At 69.9% G+C, this 15,696-nt stretch carries 11 protein-coding genes; 7 read left to right on the forward strand and 4 right to left on the reverse strand.

Annotated features, from left to right (window positions below; all coding sequences use genetic code 11):
* The first annotated feature begins 41 nt into the window (after positions 1-41).
* Positions 42-2,462: a glycoside hydrolase family 3 protein gene (locus ACQPYZ_RS21615; RefSeq protein ID WP_433158856.1), complete on the forward strand. Its 2,421-nt coding sequence runs from the start codon at positions 42-44 to the stop codon at positions 2,460-2,462.
* 31 nt (positions 2,463-2,493) lie between these two features.
* Here the strand turns inward: ACQPYZ_RS21615 and ACQPYZ_RS21620 are convergent, their stop codons facing one another.
* On the reverse strand, positions 2,494-3,462 hold the full coding sequence (locus ACQPYZ_RS21620; protein ID WP_433158859.1) for an ArsR/SmtB family transcription factor: 969 nt from the start codon (positions 3,460-3,462) through the stop codon (positions 2,494-2,496).
* A gap of 59 nt (positions 3,463-3,521) precedes the next feature.
* On the opposite strand from ACQPYZ_RS21620, the gene ACQPYZ_RS21625 reads away from it, so the two are divergent.
* Genes ACQPYZ_RS21625 through ACQPYZ_RS21635 form a run of 3 tightly spaced genes read left to right on the forward strand, consistent with a single transcriptional unit; the run spans position 3,522 to position 6,161 of the window.
* Positions 3,522-4,751 carry a hypothetical protein gene (locus ACQPYZ_RS21625; RefSeq protein WP_433158862.1) on the forward strand — a complete coding sequence of 410 codons (1,230 nt, stop codon included), beginning with the start codon at positions 3,522-3,524 and terminating at the stop codon, positions 4,749-4,751.
* Entirely contained in the window at positions 4,699-5,517 is an 819-nt protein-coding gene (locus ACQPYZ_RS21630; RefSeq protein WP_433158864.1) for an ATP-binding cassette domain-containing protein, read from the forward strand. Before ACQPYZ_RS21625 ends, ACQPYZ_RS21630 begins: the two co-directional genes overlap by 53 nt.
* Positions 5,514-6,161, forward strand: a complete 648-nt coding sequence (locus ACQPYZ_RS21635) for a hypothetical protein (RefSeq protein WP_433158867.1) — start codon at positions 5,514-5,516, stop codon at positions 6,159-6,161. The genes ACQPYZ_RS21630 and ACQPYZ_RS21635 overlap by 4 nt, the downstream gene beginning before the upstream one ends.
* Here the strand turns inward: ACQPYZ_RS21635 and ACQPYZ_RS21640 are convergent, their stop codons facing one another.
* The 3 genes from ACQPYZ_RS21640 to ACQPYZ_RS21650 are packed head-to-tail and all read right to left on the reverse strand — an operon-like array spanning position 6,162 to position 9,388.
* Positions 6,162-7,064, reverse strand: a complete 903-nt coding sequence (locus ACQPYZ_RS21640; RefSeq protein ID WP_433158870.1) for a carbohydrate ABC transporter permease — start codon at positions 7,062-7,064, stop codon at positions 6,162-6,164. It abuts the gene before it with no gap.
* Between the two features lies 1 nt (position 7,065).
* The gene (locus tag ACQPYZ_RS21645; RefSeq protein WP_433158872.1) at positions 7,066-8,031 is read right to left on the reverse strand and encodes a carbohydrate ABC transporter permease; all 966 of its coding nucleotides are present in this window, start codon (positions 8,029-8,031) and stop codon (positions 7,066-7,068) included.
* A gap of 1 nt (position 8,032) precedes the next feature.
* Positions 8,033-9,388 (reverse strand): extracellular solute-binding protein, encoded by a 1,356-nt coding sequence (locus tag ACQPYZ_RS21650; protein ID WP_433158875.1) that lies wholly within the window; start codon positions 9,386-9,388, stop codon positions 8,033-8,035.
* 300 nt (positions 9,389-9,688) lie between these two features.
* Between ACQPYZ_RS21650 and ACQPYZ_RS21655 the strand changes: the two genes are divergently transcribed.
* The 3 genes from ACQPYZ_RS21655 (at position 9,689) to ACQPYZ_RS21665 (ending at position 15,643) form a co-directional block, all read left to right on the forward strand.
* Positions 9,689-12,067, forward strand: a complete 2,379-nt coding sequence (locus ACQPYZ_RS21655; RefSeq protein WP_433158878.1) for a glycoside hydrolase family 3 N-terminal domain-containing protein — start codon at positions 9,689-9,691, stop codon at positions 12,065-12,067.
* Between the two features lie 4 nt (positions 12,068-12,071).
* Positions 12,072-13,118 (forward strand): LacI family DNA-binding transcriptional regulator, encoded by a 1,047-nt coding sequence (locus tag ACQPYZ_RS21660; protein WP_433158881.1) that lies wholly within the window; start codon positions 12,072-12,074, stop codon positions 13,116-13,118.
* Positions 13,119-13,225: 107 nt separating this feature from the next.
* On the forward strand, positions 13,226-15,643 hold the full coding sequence (locus ACQPYZ_RS21665; RefSeq protein ID WP_433158884.1) for a penicillin-binding protein: 2,418 nt from the start codon (positions 13,226-13,228) through the stop codon (positions 15,641-15,643).
* Positions 15,644-15,696: the final 53 nt, after the last annotated feature.

Raw genomic sequence — 15,696 nt, forward strand, 5'->3', positions numbered from 1 at the left:
AAACCTAGCATCACTTGGTTTTGGCGCGTACAGTGACACGCATGAGTGCCACCCCCGCTGATTTCGAGGCCTTGCTCGGCCGCCTGACACTCGAGGAGAAGGTCCGGGTCCTCACCGGCCAGGACTTCTGGTCGACCCATCCGCTCCCTGGGATCGGGCTGCGGTCGATGGTGCTGTCCGACGGCCCGAGCGGCGTGCGCGGAGCGGTCTGGGACGAGCGTGACCCGTCCCTCAACCTCCCGTCCGCGACCGCGCTCTCGTCCTCCTGGGACCTCGACGTCGCCCACCGGTACGGCGTGGTGTCCGCGCTCGAGGCCCGGCGCAAGGGTGTGGACGTCGTCCTCGGCCCGACCATCAACCTGCACCGGTCCCCGCTCGGCGGCCGGCACTTCGAGGCGTTCAGCGAGGACCCGGTGCTGACCGCCGAGCTGGCCGCGGCGTACGTCGCCGGCGTCCAGGAGCTCGGCGTCGGCGCGACCCCGAAGCACTACGTCGCGAACGACTTCGAGACCGACCGCTTCACCGCCGACGTGGTGGTCGGCGAGCGCGCCCTCCGCGAGGTGTACCTGCTCGCGTTCGAGAAGGCGGTGATCGAGTCCAAGGCCTGGCTGGTGATGAGCGCGTACAACTCGATCAACGGCGCGACCGCCTCGGAGAACGAACTGCTCGAGACCCCGTTGAACAGCGAGTGGGGTTTCGACGGTGTCGTGGTCAGTGACTGGACCGCGGTTCGCAGCCTGGAGAGCGCCAAGCACTCGCAGGACCTGGCGATGCCCGGGCCGATCGGAGCGTGGGGGGACGCGCTCGTTGAGGCGGTCCGGTCCGGGGAGGTCAAGGAGACCGCGATCGACCGGAAGGTGCTGCGGCTGCTGACGCTGGCCGCCCGGGTCGGCGCGCTCGACGGTTTCGCGAAACCGGCCGACGTACCGGCGGTCGACGGCGTCGCGTTTGCGCGGTCGGCGGCGGCCGAGGGTTCGGTGCTGCTGCGCAACCAGAACGAACTGCCCTGGGACGCCGCCGCGCTGCAACGGGTGGCGGTCATCGGGCACAACGCTCGGGACGCGCGGACGCAGGGTGGCGGTAGCGCGACCGTCGTACCGTCGTCGGTGGTCTCGCCGCTCGACGGACTTCGGGCAGCCCTTCCGGACGCCGAGGTGACGTACTCGATCGGTGCGATCGTCCAGGAGGGCGTGACGGAGCTGCCGCCGGGCTCGATGACCAACCCGGAGACCGGCGCGCCGGGAGCGCGGGTGCGTTTCCTGGCCGCGGACGGGGCCGAGCTGTTCACCGAGGACCGGTTCGCCAGCGCGCTGGTGTACCTGGGCGGGGACGCACCGGTCGCCGAGACCGCGGTCCTCGAGTTCCGGACGACGTACACGCCGGCGGAGTCCGGGCCGGTCCTGCTCGGCTTCGCGTCGGTCGGCCGCGGCCGGATCTTTGCCGACGGCAAGCTTCTGCGTGAGGACGTCGCTGAGCCGGTCGGCACGGATCTCGGCGCCGCGCTGCTGTCGCCGCCGTCGGTCTGCGCTCCGCTGGAGCTGACCGCCGGCCGGCCGGTGGACGTCCGGGTCGAGCTCGAGGTGCCGAAACTCGAGGGCGGCCTGAGCAACGCGCTGAGCATCACCGTCGGCATCGAGCCCCACCCGGCGAACCCGCAGGACCTGATCGACGAGGCCGTCGCGGCGGCGCGGGCCGCGGACGTCGCGGTCGTGGTCGTCGGCACCAACTCCAAGGTCGAGTCGGAGGGGTACGACCGGACCAGTCTCGCGCTGCCCGGCCGTCAGGACGACCTGGTCCGTGCGGTCGCCGCGGCCAACCCGCGGACGGTCGTGGTCGTCAACGCAGGCTCGCCCGTCCTGCTGCCCTGGCGTGGCGAGGTTGCCGCGCTCCTGGTCACCTACTTCGGTGGCCAGGAGTACGGCAACGCCCTGGCCGACGTCCTCCTCGGCGTCCTGGAGCCGGGTGGGCGGCTACCGACCACGTGGCCGCGCGCGGAGTCCGACGTACCGGTCATCGACGTCACCCCGCGCGACGGCGTGGTCCGGTACGACGAAGGCATCCACATCGGCTACCGCGCCTGGCTCCGGGCCGGCACCGAGCCGGCCTTCGAGTTCGGCCACGGCCTCGGCTACACCACCTGGGAGCTCTCCGCACTGCGTGCCATCGACCCGTCGTCGGTCGCCCTGACCGTGCACAACACCGGCGACCGGGCCGGCAAGCACGTCGTCCAGGTGTACGCCGAGCGCCCCGATTCGACCGTGGACCGCCCGGTCCGTTGGCTGGCCGGTTTCGCGGTCGTCCGCCTGGACGCCGGGCAGCGCCGCGAGATCACGGTCCACCTCCACGAGCACACCTTCGACCACTGGGCCGACGGCTGGACCACCGAGCCCGGCACCTTCACCCTCCACGCCGGCTCATCGGTCACCGACCTCCCACTGTCGACCGAGCTCCGCATCGAGTAGCCGGTGGCGGGCTTGGGGTGGGTGGTCGGTCTCAGGGCCGGTGGCGGCCCGGGGTAGGTGGTCGGACCAGGCGGCGGGCGGTGTCGGACTGCCAGTAGAGGACCGAGCGGCCGGAGCGGCGGCGTTCGAGCAAGCCGGCATCGGTGAGGATGCGGAGGTGGTCGGAGACCGTGGCCAGTGAGAGACCGGTCGTGGCGACCAGGACGGTGGTGCTGACCGGGTCGGCGGCCTCGACCAGGACCCGGGCCCGGTTGCGTCCGAGCAGCTGGACCAACGGCTCGGCGGGTGCTTCGGTGCCGGCGAAGATCCCGGTGACGGGATACGTGAGCGCGAACCGGTCCGGCTTCCGCCAGGAGACGTTCACGCCGTACGTGTGCGCGGCGATGAACATCAGGTCCTGGCCGCGGACGTCGGTCGTCGGGTAGTCCCAGCGATTCACCTGGATCCGCCCGTCCCCCAGCCACCGGACGTGCGGACCGAGCCCGCGCAGTACGCCGGACCAGCCGTGCTCGCTGAGGCGCGACGTCCGCGAGACGATGTCGGCCTGGGGCAACCGCAGCCGCCGCGGCCAGTCGGGCTCGACCGTCGCCGTCCAGATCCACCTCAGCAGGTCGGCCACCTGCTCGGCCAGCCCGGTCGACTCGAGCAGGATCTCCGGCAACGGCGTCCGTACGACGCGCAGGTCCGCGCGGATCTGGTCGTCGTCCAGCGAGGTCAGCAGCTCGAGCTCGTCGTCCAGCCGCTGGTCCGGCTCGAGCGGCGGGACGGTGAGGAAGTCGGCCACCCAGCTGCGGCCGAACGCGTTGTCGACAATCGACGCCCAGACCGGGTTCCGGGCCAGCTGATCGGTGTAGGCGCCGACGTGAGCGTCCTTCCAGGCCCGGTACCAGGGCTGGCTGGGCGCGCGCAGCAGCTTCAGCGCGGCCACCGTCTCGGTGAGCTGCGACGTCCCGAACCGGGCGTTCGCCAGGGTGTCGGCGTCGACGAGGAACTCGGACAACGTTTCGCCTCCACCCGAAACTGTAGGCGCCGGCCGGGCCGGCGTCGATCCTCACGGGTATGACCTACCGCCAACTGTTCGGCAATCGCGAGTTCCGCAACCTGTGGATCGGCAGCGCGCTCGGGAACGCGTCGGCGACCATGACGAGCCTGACGCTCGCACTGATGGTCGACGCCGCGACCGGGTCCGCCCTGCTGGCCGCACTGGTGATGTTCGGGCCGTCGCTCGCGCAGGTGCTGGGCGCGTCCACCCTGATGTCCGCAGCCGACACCGCTCCCCCGCGACGCATCCTGACCCTGCTCGCCTGCCTGTCGACCGTGGCGGTGGGCGTTCAGGCCGCGCTCGACCTGAACGCCGCGACCCGGCTGCTGCTCGCGCTGCTGGTGGCGTACGGGTTGTCGATCGGTTCCGGCGTACGGTGGGGCCTGCTGAGCGAGGTGGTCGCGGAGGATCAGTTCGTCCTCGGCCGCTCGGCGATGAACCTGTCGGTCGGCGCGATGCAGATCGCCGGCTTCGGCACCGCCGGGTTGTTGCTGCAGGCCCTCGAACCGTCCGACGTGCTCTGGCTGGCGACGGCCTGCTCGGCGCTCGCGATCCCGATGATCCGCTTCGGCCTCCGCGACCGCCCACCGCGCCGGGTCGCCCGGACCGGCTTCCGCGAGACCTGGCGCGGCAACCGTCGCCTGCTCGGTCAGGCGCGCACCCGTCCGTTGCTATTGGCCCTCACGCTCCCGAACGGCCTGATCGTCGGCTGCGAGGCGCTCTTCGTCCCGTACGCCGGTGCGGGCGCCGGCTGGCTGCTGGCCGCGGGGGCCGCCGGGATGATGACCGGCGACCTGGTCGTCGGCCGCTTCCTCAGCCGCTCGGGCCGGCGGTTCGCCGCGCGTTGGCTGCGGATCGTGCTGGCCGTCCCGTTCCTCGGCTTCGCCTTCGACCTGCCCATCGCCGTCCTGGCGGTGCTGGTCGCGATCGGCAGCAGCGGCTACGCGGCATCCCTGTCCCAGCAGGAGGTCCTGGTCGACCTGACGCCGCTGGACCTGCGCGGCCAGGTCCTCGGCCTGGAGTCCGCCCTGCGGATGACGACGTTCGGTGTCGTTGCCATCCTGGCCGGCGCCGCCGCCGACCTCACCTCTCCCGCCCCCACCATCACCGCCTTCGCCGCCGCGTCCCTGCTGGTTTCCCTCGCCCTCACCCGGCCGCTGACCCGCGTGATGAACCACGTCCTAAGCTCGCCGGGTGGAGGTCGTGGGGCTGCGGAGGGTATCGAAACGGTACGGCCGCCGGCGTGAGGTGCTCGCCGAGGTCGACCTGCAGGTCGCCGCCGGTGACCTGCTCGCGCTGGTCGGAGCCAACGGCTCGGGCAAGTCGACGGTGCTGAAACTGATGGTCGGGCTGTCGCGGCCGTCGTCGGGAACGATCCGGCGGAACGCCCGGGTGGTCGGGTACGTCCCGGACGTCTTCACGACGCACGACCGGATGCCGGCGTCGGCGTACCTGCGGCACCTGGGCAGGATCCGCGGCCTGAGCGACCGCGCCGCCAGGCAACGATCCGGGGACCTGCTGGACCGGCTCGCCCTCGACGGCGGCGCGGACACCCCGATGCGGAAGCTGTCGAAGGGCAATGCGCAGAAGGTCGCGCTGGCCCAGGCGCTGCTCGAACCGCCGGAACTGCTGGTCCTCGACGAGCCGTGGGCGGGTCTGGACGCCACCGCCCACGGGACCTTGTCCGAACTCCTCACCGAGACCGCCGGCCAAGGCGCCGCCGTCGCCTTCACCGAGCACTCCGATCACGTCGTCCGCGCGACCGCGACCCGGATCTGCGAGCTCCGCAACGGCAGGCTCCAGCACGACACCACTCCGGCGAGCCTCACCGAGATCACGCTGGCCCCCGGTCAGGACCTCGATTGGACGGTCCAGCCCGACGTCCTGGAGGTACGGCGTACCGGCGACAGCGTCACGGTGACCCTGCCGACCGGCCGCCATGACGCCGCGCTCCTGACCGCGCTGCAGCACGGCTGGTCCGTCACCACCGTCCGCCGGCGGGGGCGCGAGTGACCGCTCTCTATCGCTACCTGATGACCAGCGTGCTGCTCTCCCAGCGGTACCTGCCGCCCACCCTGATCTTCCTCGCGGCGATGGCCGTGGGCACCAGTTCGGACAGTGGCCCGCTGCAGTCGTCGTACGCCTTCTGTGTGCTCGCGATGCTCGTCTGCACCACCTGGCTGACCGTCGCGATCGTCAACCACGAGGATCCGACCCAGCGCAAGATCATCCGCGTCATGCTCGGCGACTCGCTCCGCGTCCTTGCCGTCACCGTGACCGTGGTCCTGACCTGGTGTCTCCCGCTGGTGGTCATCGGTCTCGTCTATCCGATCGTCACCGGGAAGCACGACATCACTGCCGGAGCACTTGCGGCCGGCGCCTTCGCCCAACTCTCCGCCGCGATGATCGGTGCGTCCATCGGGCTGCTCTGTTCCCGCCTCCTCATCCCCCGCATCGGTATCGCCATGCTGACCGCGGCCGCCGCCCTCCTCGCCGTACTGCTGCTGCGCTGGATCTCCCCGATCCGCCCGCTGATGGCGATGCTCTCCGACGACCGCGTCACCGCCGTACCCCTGACTCTGCTGACCGCTCTGTCGGCGGCGATCCTCACCGCCGCGCTCCTCACCACCCGCACTCTCGCGGACCGCAAGGACTGATCAGCGGCTGAAGCCGGCGGTGAGACCGCTGAGGAGTTGGCGGCGGCCGATGGCGTAGAGGAGGACGATCGGGAGGGTGGTCAGCATGACCGACGCAAGGACGGCCGGGATGTTGACGCTGTACTGGCCCTGGAAGGTCCACAGCGCCAGCGGGAGCGTGCGCTTGTCCGGGCTCTGGGTCAGGATCAGCGGGAGCAGGAAGCCGTTCCAGACGCCCAGGCCGTTGTAGATGCTGACCGTGACGAGCGCGGGCCGGGTCAGCGGCAACGCGAGCCGGCGCAGCATGTCCCACTCGCTCGCGCCGTCCACCCGCATCGACTCGAACAGCTCCTTCGGGACGTCGCGGATGAAGTTCGACAGCACCAGCACCGACAGCGGGATCGCGAACGCGATCGACGGCAGGATGATCGCCAGCAGGCTGTCGTACAGATGCATCCGGATGATCAGCAGGTAGACCGGGATGATGGTCGCCTGCAGCGGGATCGCCAGCCCCATCAGAAACAGGCCGTTGACCCCGGCAAGGAACTTGCCGCCGGCCCCGCGGACGATCGCGTACGCCGCCATGAACGCGATCGCGACCGCCGGGAGGATGGTGCCGGCCGTGACGATCACGCTGTTCAGGAAGTACTGCGGGAAGTCGGACTCGATCACCAGTCGGTAGTTCGCCAGGGTCGGCGCACTCGGCAGCGCGAACGGGTTCTGGCTGAAGTACGCCGTCTGGTCCTTGAAGCTGGTGACCACGATCCAGTAGAGCGGGACCATCACGATCACCAGCCACACCCAGGCCGCGGCGCCGCCGAACCAGTTCAGGTGCAGCAACTTGCGCAGGTTGACGGCTCCACGGGAGGCCGGGCGGGTCGTCGTACCGGCTCCGCTGGGTGCCAGTGCTGTGTCACGCGCCATCTCACGCACCTTCCAGCTGGCTTGCCGTCGTACTGCCGCCGAGCCGGCGGAGCAGCAGCGCGAGGGCGAGTCCGATCAGGACCAGCAGGACGGCGATCACGCTCGCCGGACCCATCAGGTTCGCCTGGAAACCACGCTTGTACATGTCGAGCGCGAGCACCCGGGTCGCGTCGCCCGGGCCGCCCGCGGTGAGGACGAAGATCAGGTCGAAGAACGTCAGCGAGCCGACCACCATCAGCGTCGACGAGGTGATGATCGTGTACTTCAGCTGCGGCAGCGTGATGCTGAAGAACTGCCGGACCCGGCCGGCGCCGTCGATCGACGCGGCCTCGTACATCGAGACCGGGATCTGCCGGACCCCGCCCTGGTAGATCAGCGAGTGGAACGGGATGAACTGCCAGGACACCACGAAGATGACCACGCCGAGGGCGAGGTTCTCCCGGCCGAGCCAGTCCTGGGTGAGGAGGCCGATCTTCAGCCCGGCGCCGAGACCGAAGTTCGGGTCGAGCAGCGCCTTGTAGGTGATCGCGATCGCGGCCGAGCTGAGCAGCAGCGGGACGAAGAACAGGACGGCCAGGAAACCGCGGTACCGCTGCCGGCCGGCCAGGAAGGTGCCGAGCAGCAGGCTGAGCGGCGTCTGCACCGCCCACGACAGGATCATGATCTCGAACGTCACCCAGACCGTGTGTGGCAGCGCCGGATCGCTCAGCACCGAGCGCCAGTTGGCGAACCCGGCCGGGTTGATGGCGCCGAGCCCGTCCCACTGGGTGAAGCTGAGGAAGAGTACGCCGAACAGCGGCACCACCCCGAAGACGACGAAGATCAGCAGCGCCGGGATCGCCATCCAGGCGACCGGCCCGGCCCGCCCGGCGGCCGTCGACCCGGAACGCCGGCCACCGGGGTGCGGCAGGCCGGTGGGCGAGGCGGCCCAGTCGGTGGCGACCGGGCCGCTGGACAGATCTGTCACGTCACTTCCCGATCACGGCGTTCATGCCGTCGGCGAACTGCTGGGGAGAGATCGACAGCTGGAATAGCTTGGCGATGTTGTCGAGCAGGGTCTCGGCCTGGGTCGGGCTGAGCGCCTGGTCCCACGACTGGCCGAAGTTCTTCGCGTTCGCCGAGGTGTCGTAGACGAAGTTCAGCCAGTCGGAGTCGTTCTTGTCCGTCACCGTGGACAGCTTGTCCTTGGCGCTCTTCACCACCGGGATGTTGCCGGACTTGACCCACGCCTCGACCGAGGCATCGTCCAGGGTGTTGCTGGCGAGGAACTTCTTGGCGGTCTCCTTCTCGCCGTCGCTCGCCTTCGAGGAGATCGACAGGTACTGGCCCGGGTTGCCGACGGTGCTGCTCGGGTCGCCCTTGCCGCCGTCGACCGGCGGGAAGTTCATGTAGCCCAGGTGCCCGCCGGTGACGAAGTCGCCGCCGGAGGCCTTCATGTTGCCGTAGGTCCAGGCGCCGTGCAGCATCATCGCGGCCTTGCCGGTGAACAGCAGCGCCTGGTCGGCGTTCGAGTCGGCGGTGATCGAGGAGAAGCCCTTGATGAAACCGTTGGCCTTGATCAGCTTCTGCATCTCCTCGAGCGCCTTCAGCGCCGACGGGTCCGACCAGCTGTTCGGCTTGCCGTCGAAGATGTTCTGGAAGACCTCGGAGCCGCCGATCCGGTCGAACAGGAACTCCAGCCACATCATGCTGGTCCAGCGCGACTGGCCGCCGAGCGAGAACGGCGCGATGCCGGCGTCGTTGAACTTCGGCACCAGGTCCAGGATGTCGCCCCAGGACGTGGGCGGCTCGGCGCCGACCTTCTCGAAGGACCGCTTGTCGTAGAACAGCACGATCGGCGTGGTGGTCTCGACCGGCATCGCGTAGATCTTGCCGCCGACGGTCGCCGCGCCGAACGCGGACGGGAAGATCGAGTCCTTCAGGGTGGCGTTCTCGCCGAACCAGCCGGTCAGGTCCTCGACCTGGCCGGCGTCGACGTAGCTCTTCAGGCCGCCGCCGCCCCAGCCCCAGATCAGGGTCGGGCCCTGGCCGGCGCCGATGGCGGTCTTGATCTTCTGCTTGAACGCGTCGTTCTGGAACTCGGTGTGCTTGATCTGGGTGCCCGAGTTCGCGTCGTTGAACCGCTTGACCTGCGCTTCCCGGATCGCCTGCTGCGGCTGGCCGGTGAGGAACCAGTACGACGCACCGCTGCCGGCCGCAGCACCGCCCGCGGAGCTGCCGGAGCTCTGTGGGCCGGAGGTACCGCAGGCTGCCAGGCCGGCGGCGAGCGCGCCGCCGCCCACCAGGCTGAGAAAGGAACGCCGAGATGTCGTGATCGGATCCACAGTGATCTCCGTACTCCGTGCCGCGGACCGCTCCACGGCGCCAGGGGTTGCGGGGTGCCGAGGGTGTGACCGACAGCACGTCCGTTAAGACTATGTTTCGTAACGTAGATTTCGAAGGTTTCGCTGTCAAGACTTGAACTACCCGGTCTTTAGGGTCACAGTGAGGTCACGGATCCCCTGCTGACATTAGTGATCCGTCGACTTCTCCGATGCCGTGACAGATTTCGCAATCCTCGTAGAAGCGTCGAAACTTTTTCGATACTTTGTCACGACAACGGCTTCAGGTTAAGGGAGAATTTCTTGTCCACACCGTCGGACCGACCGTGGAGCGACCCCGCGCTCGCGCCCGAGAAGCGCGCCGAGCTGCTGCTGCAGGCGATGACGCTCCCGGAGAAGATCGCGCAGCTCGGCAGCCGCTGGACCGGGAACGACCTGGCCGACCACGATCTCCCGGAGGAGGGGACGCTCAACGTCGCCCCGATGGAGGACGTGTTCGCCACCGCCGGGACACGCTCCCTGGCGGAGTCCAGCGAGCACGGCCTCGGTCACCTCACCCGTGTCTGGGGCAGCGTCCCGCAGTCGGTCGAGGAGGGGGTGGCCGAGCTCGTCCGTCAGCACCGGGTGGTGCTCGACGGTTCACGTCTCGGCGTACCGGCGCTGGTCCACGAGGAGTGCCTCACCGGTTTCACGACGTACGGCGCCACCGTCTACCCCGCGTCGATCGCGTGGGGTGCGACGTTCGACCCGGCGCTGGTCGAGCGGATGGCGGCCGCGATCGGCCGGGACATGGCCGCGGTCGGTGTGCACCAAGGGCTGTCGCCGGTGCTGGACGTCGTCCGCGACTACCGGTGGGGCCGGGTCGAGGAGACGATCGGCGAGGACCCTTACCTGGTGGCGATCCTCGGGTCGGCGTACGTCCGCGGGCTGCAGAGTGCGGGCGTGCTCGCGACGCTGAAGCACTTCGCCGGATACTCCGCCTCGCGCTCCGGGCGCAACCACGGGCCGGTGTCGATGGGCCGGCGCGAGTTGCTCGACGTCGTCCTGCCGCCCTTCGAGACCGCGATCGCGACCGCCGGCGCGGAGTCGGTGATGAGTTCGTACTCCGACGTCGACGGTCTGCCCGCGAGCGCGGATCCGTGGCTGTTCACCGACGTACTGCGGGACGACTGGGGTTTCGGCGGCACGGTCGTCTCGGACTACTGGGCGGTGCCGTTCCTGGCGTCGATGCACCGGGTGGCCGTCGACAACGCGGACGCCGGGGCGGTCGCGCTGGCCGCGGGCACCGACGTCGAACTCCCGGACACCATCGCGTACGCCGGCCTGGAGGCCAAGGTCAGGTCGGGCGAGATCTCCGAGGACCTGATCGACCGGGCGGCCCGCAGACTGCTGCTGCAGAAGGTCAAGCTCGGGCTGCTCGACCCCGGCTGGACCCCGGAGGGTTCGGTCCGTGCCGACGGTGTCGAGCTCGACTCGGCCGAGAACCGGGGACTCGCCCGGCAGCTCGCCGAGCGCTCGATCGTCCTGCTCGACGCGGGATCCGCGCTGCCGTTGAGCTCCGCGCTGCGCAAGGTCGCGGTGATCGGGCCGATCGCGGGCGACCCGCGCACGTTGATGGGCTGCTACGCGTTCCCCAACCACGTCCTCCCCCGCTACCCGGACCGTGGCCTCGGCGTCGACGTCATCAGCCCGGTCGATGCCCTGCGCAACGAACTCCCCGACGCGGAACTCACCCACGTGCAGGGCTGTGCGGTCATGGGCGACGACCGCTCCGGCTTCGACGACGCCGTGGCCGCCGCGCGGGAGGCGGAGCTCGTCGTCGCGTACGTCGGGGACCTCTCCGGACTGTTCGGCCACGGCACGTCCGGCGAGGGCTGCGACGCCGAGGACCTGCGGCTGCCCGGCGTACAGGGTGAGCTCCTCGCTCGGCTGCTCGACACCGGTACGCCGGTCGTCGTGGTGGTCGTCTCCGGCCGCCCGTACGCCCTCGGAGACTTCGCGGACCGGGTCGCCGGGCTGGTGCAGGCGTTCCTCCCCGGCCAGGAGGGTGCGGCCGCGATCGCCGGCGTACTGAGTGGCCGGATCGTGCCGGGCGGCAAGCTGCCGGTCCAGGTCCCGCGGCACGTCGGCGGTCAGCCCGGTACGTACCTGCAGCCGGCGCTCGGCAGTGTGGAGAGCGCAGGGATCAGCGGGCTGGAGACCAGGCCGTTGTTCCCGTTCGGGTACGGCGGTTCGTACACCACCTTCGAGGTCGGCGACCTGCGGCTGAGCGCCCGTGAGATCGGGACCGACGGCGAGTTCACCGCGACCGTGCGCGTGCGCAACACCGGCGAGCGCGCCGGTGACGAGGTCGTGCAGCTGTACCTGCACGACGTGGTCGCGCGGATCGCCCGGCCGCTGAAACTGCTGACCGGGTTCGCGCGGGTGTCGCTCGAGCCGGGTGCGGCCGCCGACATCACCTTCCGTGTGCACGCGGACCGGACGGCGTACACGGGTCCGGACCTGCTCCGGATCGTCGAGCCGGGCGACGTCGAGGTGATGATCGGCACGTCCTCGGTGGACCTGCCGTGTCGGGCTTTTGTCCAGGTCACCGGGGATGTGAGGGTGGTGGGGCACGATCGCAGGCTGACGACCCCGGTCGAGGTCACCCCGGTGGCCGGGACGGGAGCAGGAGGAGGGTGATGAGATGCCGCGGTTGAAAGGTCGCGTCACCCTGGCCACCGTCGCCGGTACCGCCGGCGTCTCCGTCGCCACGGTCTCGAAGGTGCTCAACGGCCGCAGCGACGTCTCGCCGGCCACCCGGGCCCGGGTCCAGGACATCCTGCAGAAGCACGGGTACGTCGGCCGCCGGCCGGAGCCCGTCGACCGGGACACGATCGAGCTGTTCTACCAGGGCGTGCTGAACGCGTACTCGGTCGAGGTCATCCAGGGCGTCGTCGAGGCCGGCCAACTGGCGGGGGTCGACGTCGTCCTGAACGCCCACCCGCCGCACCCGCCGACCTCGAGCAGCGGCCGGGCCGCGCGCTGGATCCGCGAGCTGATCGCGAACGGCCGGCGGGCGGCCATCGGCATCACCAGCGAGCTGGCCGACGCCGACCTGGCCGCGCTGGCCCGGGCACGGCTGCCGCTGGTGGTCATCGACCCGGCCAACATCCCGCACCCGGACGTGGCGAGTGTCGGATCGACCAACTTCGCCGGCGGCATGGCGGCGACCCAGCACCTGCTGTCCCTCGGCCACCGCCGGATCGCGTACGTCGGCGGTCAGCCGACGTCGACCTGCAACCAGGCCCGGATGAGCGGTTTCCGCAGTGCGATGGAGGCGGCCGGCGCGCCGGTGCCGCCGGAGTACGTCTGGATGCGCGACTTCCTGTACGACGACGGGCTGGCCGGCGGTGCGACCATGCTCGACCTGCCGGACCGGCCGACCGCGATCTTCGCCGGCAGCGACGAAGTCGCGCTCGGCGTCATGGAGGCGGCCCGCGCCCGCGGCCTGCGGGTGCCCGACGACCTCAGCGTGGTCGGTTTCGACGACACCGAGGTCGCCCGGCTGGCGTCGCCACCGCTGACCACGGTGAAGCAGCCGCTGCGCGAGATGGGCGCGGTCGCCGTACGGACCGCTCTTCAACTGGCGGCCGGCGAGAAGGTCGACTCCCATCACGTCGAGCTGGCGACCACGCTGATCATCCGCGCCTCGGCCGCCCCCAACCACCTGCCCTCGATCGCGGCCTCGTGACCGCTTGGTGAGTGCATCGTCACCGACGGTGAGAACTTTAGGCAGATGTGTTAACTCTGTAACGAAATGGCCCCGGACGGGCCGTTCCTGACGTAACCTGCCGGACCATGCACAGAGGTGAGCCGGCGCCGCCTTCGGTCGTCCAGTCGGTGATTCTTTTTCTGCTGGTGAGTGGTCTCTGCGGCGCCCTGGTCGCGGGACTGGTCCTTCCGTTCGCCGGCCTGGCCGGGGTCACCAGCGAGAAGGCGCACAGCACCGTCCAGTTCCTGCCGCAGGACCTGAAGACGGAGCCGCTGGCGCAGAAGAGCCAGATCCTGGCCGCCGACGGCTCGCTGATCGCCACCCTGTACCAGGAGAACCGGACGCCGGTCACGCTGAAGCAGATCAGCCCGGTGATGCGGAAGGCGATCGTCGCGATCGAGGACGACCGGTTCTACGAGCACGGCGCGCTGGACGCCAAGGGCACGCTGCGCGCGCTGCTGCGCAACCAGACCTCGGGCGACGTCCAGCAGGGCGGCTCGAGCATCACCCAGCAGTACGTGAAGCTCAGCCTGGTCGCCAAGGCGCGGACCCCGGAGGAGATCCAGGCCGCCACCGCGGAGACGTACGAGCGCAAGGTCGCCGAGCTGCGGTACGCGATCGCGGTCGAGAAGCAGTTCACCAAGGACCAGATCCTCGAGCGGTACCTCAACCTGGCCTTCTTCGGCGACCGTTCGTACGGCGTCGAGGCCGCGGCCATGCACTACTTCGGGGTGCACGCGGCGAAGCTGAACCTGCCGCAGGCCGCGCTGCTGGCCGGCCTGGTGAAGAACCCGACCGGCTACAACCCGACCAACAACCCGAAGCGGGCCAAGGAGCGCCGCGACGTCGTCCTGCGCCGGATGCAGGAGCTCGGCATCGTCACCGCGAAGGAGGCCGAGGACGCGATCAGGACGCCGGTGCTCGACCCGGCCAAGGTCCGCAACGTGCCGAACGGCTGCGCCAACTCCAAGTACCCGTTCTACTGCGACTACATCGTCGCCAAGCTGAAGGAGAACCGCGCCTTCGGCAAGACGAAGGAGGACGCGGAGAACTACATCGAGACCGCCGGCCTGATCGTCCGGACGTCGCTGGACCCGAGGATCCAGAAGGCGGCCGAGGCCTCGATCAAGAAGCACTCCAAGGCGACCGACCAGGCGGTCGCGGCGATCACCGTCGTCGAGCCGGGCACCGGGCTGGTGAAGGCGATGGCGCAGAGCCGGCCGTACGGAAACAAGAAGAACCAGACGTCGTACAACTACAACGTCGAGAAGTCCTACCCCGGTGGGTACGGCGGCTTCCAGAACGGCTCGACGATGAAGGCGTTCACGATCGCCGCCGCGATCGGCAAGGGCGTCCCGATGACGTACCGGATCGCCTCGCCGCAGACGATCGACCTCAGCGGCAAGAAGTTCAGCACCTGCTCGGGCACCACGTCGGACGGGGACTACAAGCCGAAGAACTCGACCAGGACCGTCGCCGACCCGTCGATGATCGAGGCGGCCAAGGCGTCGACGAACACCTACTTCCTGCAGCTGTCCCAGCAGATCGGCATCTGCCCGATCGCGACCGTCGCGCAGAAGCTCGGCATGTACGACGCCCAGACGATGGACCCGCTCCAGCAGGTCGTCTCGTACACGCTCGGCTCCGCCGGCCTGATCACCCCGCTGATGCTGTCGAACGCGTACGCGACCTTCGCGGCCCGCGGGATGTACTGCACGCCGCAGGTGATCACCGCGGTTGCCACCAGCAAGCGCAAGTCGATCCCGACTCCGGGACCGAACTGCAAGCGCGCGCTGTCGCCGACCGTTGCCGACGGCGTCAACTACGTGCTGCAGAAGGTGATGGAGCCCGACGGCACCGGCGGCAAGCTGAGGTTCGGCAAGAGCCACCTGGCCGGCAAGACCGGAACGATCGACCAGAACCAGGCGGTCTGGTTCGCCGGGTACTCCTCGAAGCTTGCGGCCGCATCGGTCGTCGCCGACGCCAGCCCGCCGTACAAGGATCTGATCGGGCAGACGTTCAACGGCAAGAAGCTGCGCGACGCGTCCGGCTCGGGCACCGCGGGTCCGATCTGGGAGAGCGCGATGCAGGCCGCGCTGCAGGGTCTGCCGACGAGCAGGTTCGTGACGCCGGACGACAAGACGATCCGCGGCAACGTGAAGGACCTGCCGCACCTGAAGGGGATGCCGCCGGCCGAGGCGCTGGCCAAGCTCGCGCAGCTCGGCTTCAAGGGCCAGGTCGCGCCGCAGCCGGTCGACTCGGACGCGCAGCCGGGCATGGTCGCCTACACCACCCCGCGGCAGGAGGACGGCGCACCGGCCGGCGCGATGGTGACGCTGTTCCTCTCCAACGGCAGCCGGGCGACCCCGCCCACTCCCCCGCCGACGGTGCCGACTCCCCCGGTGCCGCCGATCCCCCCGCCGACGATCAAGCCCCCGCCAGGCTTCCCCACCTGCCCACCCTGGGATCCCAAGTACCCCAACTGCCGCCGCGGCGGCCGCTGACCGGCCTGTGGATGGCGGCGGCAAGCCCGTGCGGTGAGTCACTAGGCTGTGGT

Source organism: Kribbella sp. CA-247076 (genome assembly GCF_050942445.1).
Classification (GTDB): domain Bacteria; phylum Actinomycetota; class Actinomycetes; order Propionibacteriales; family Kribbellaceae; genus Kribbella.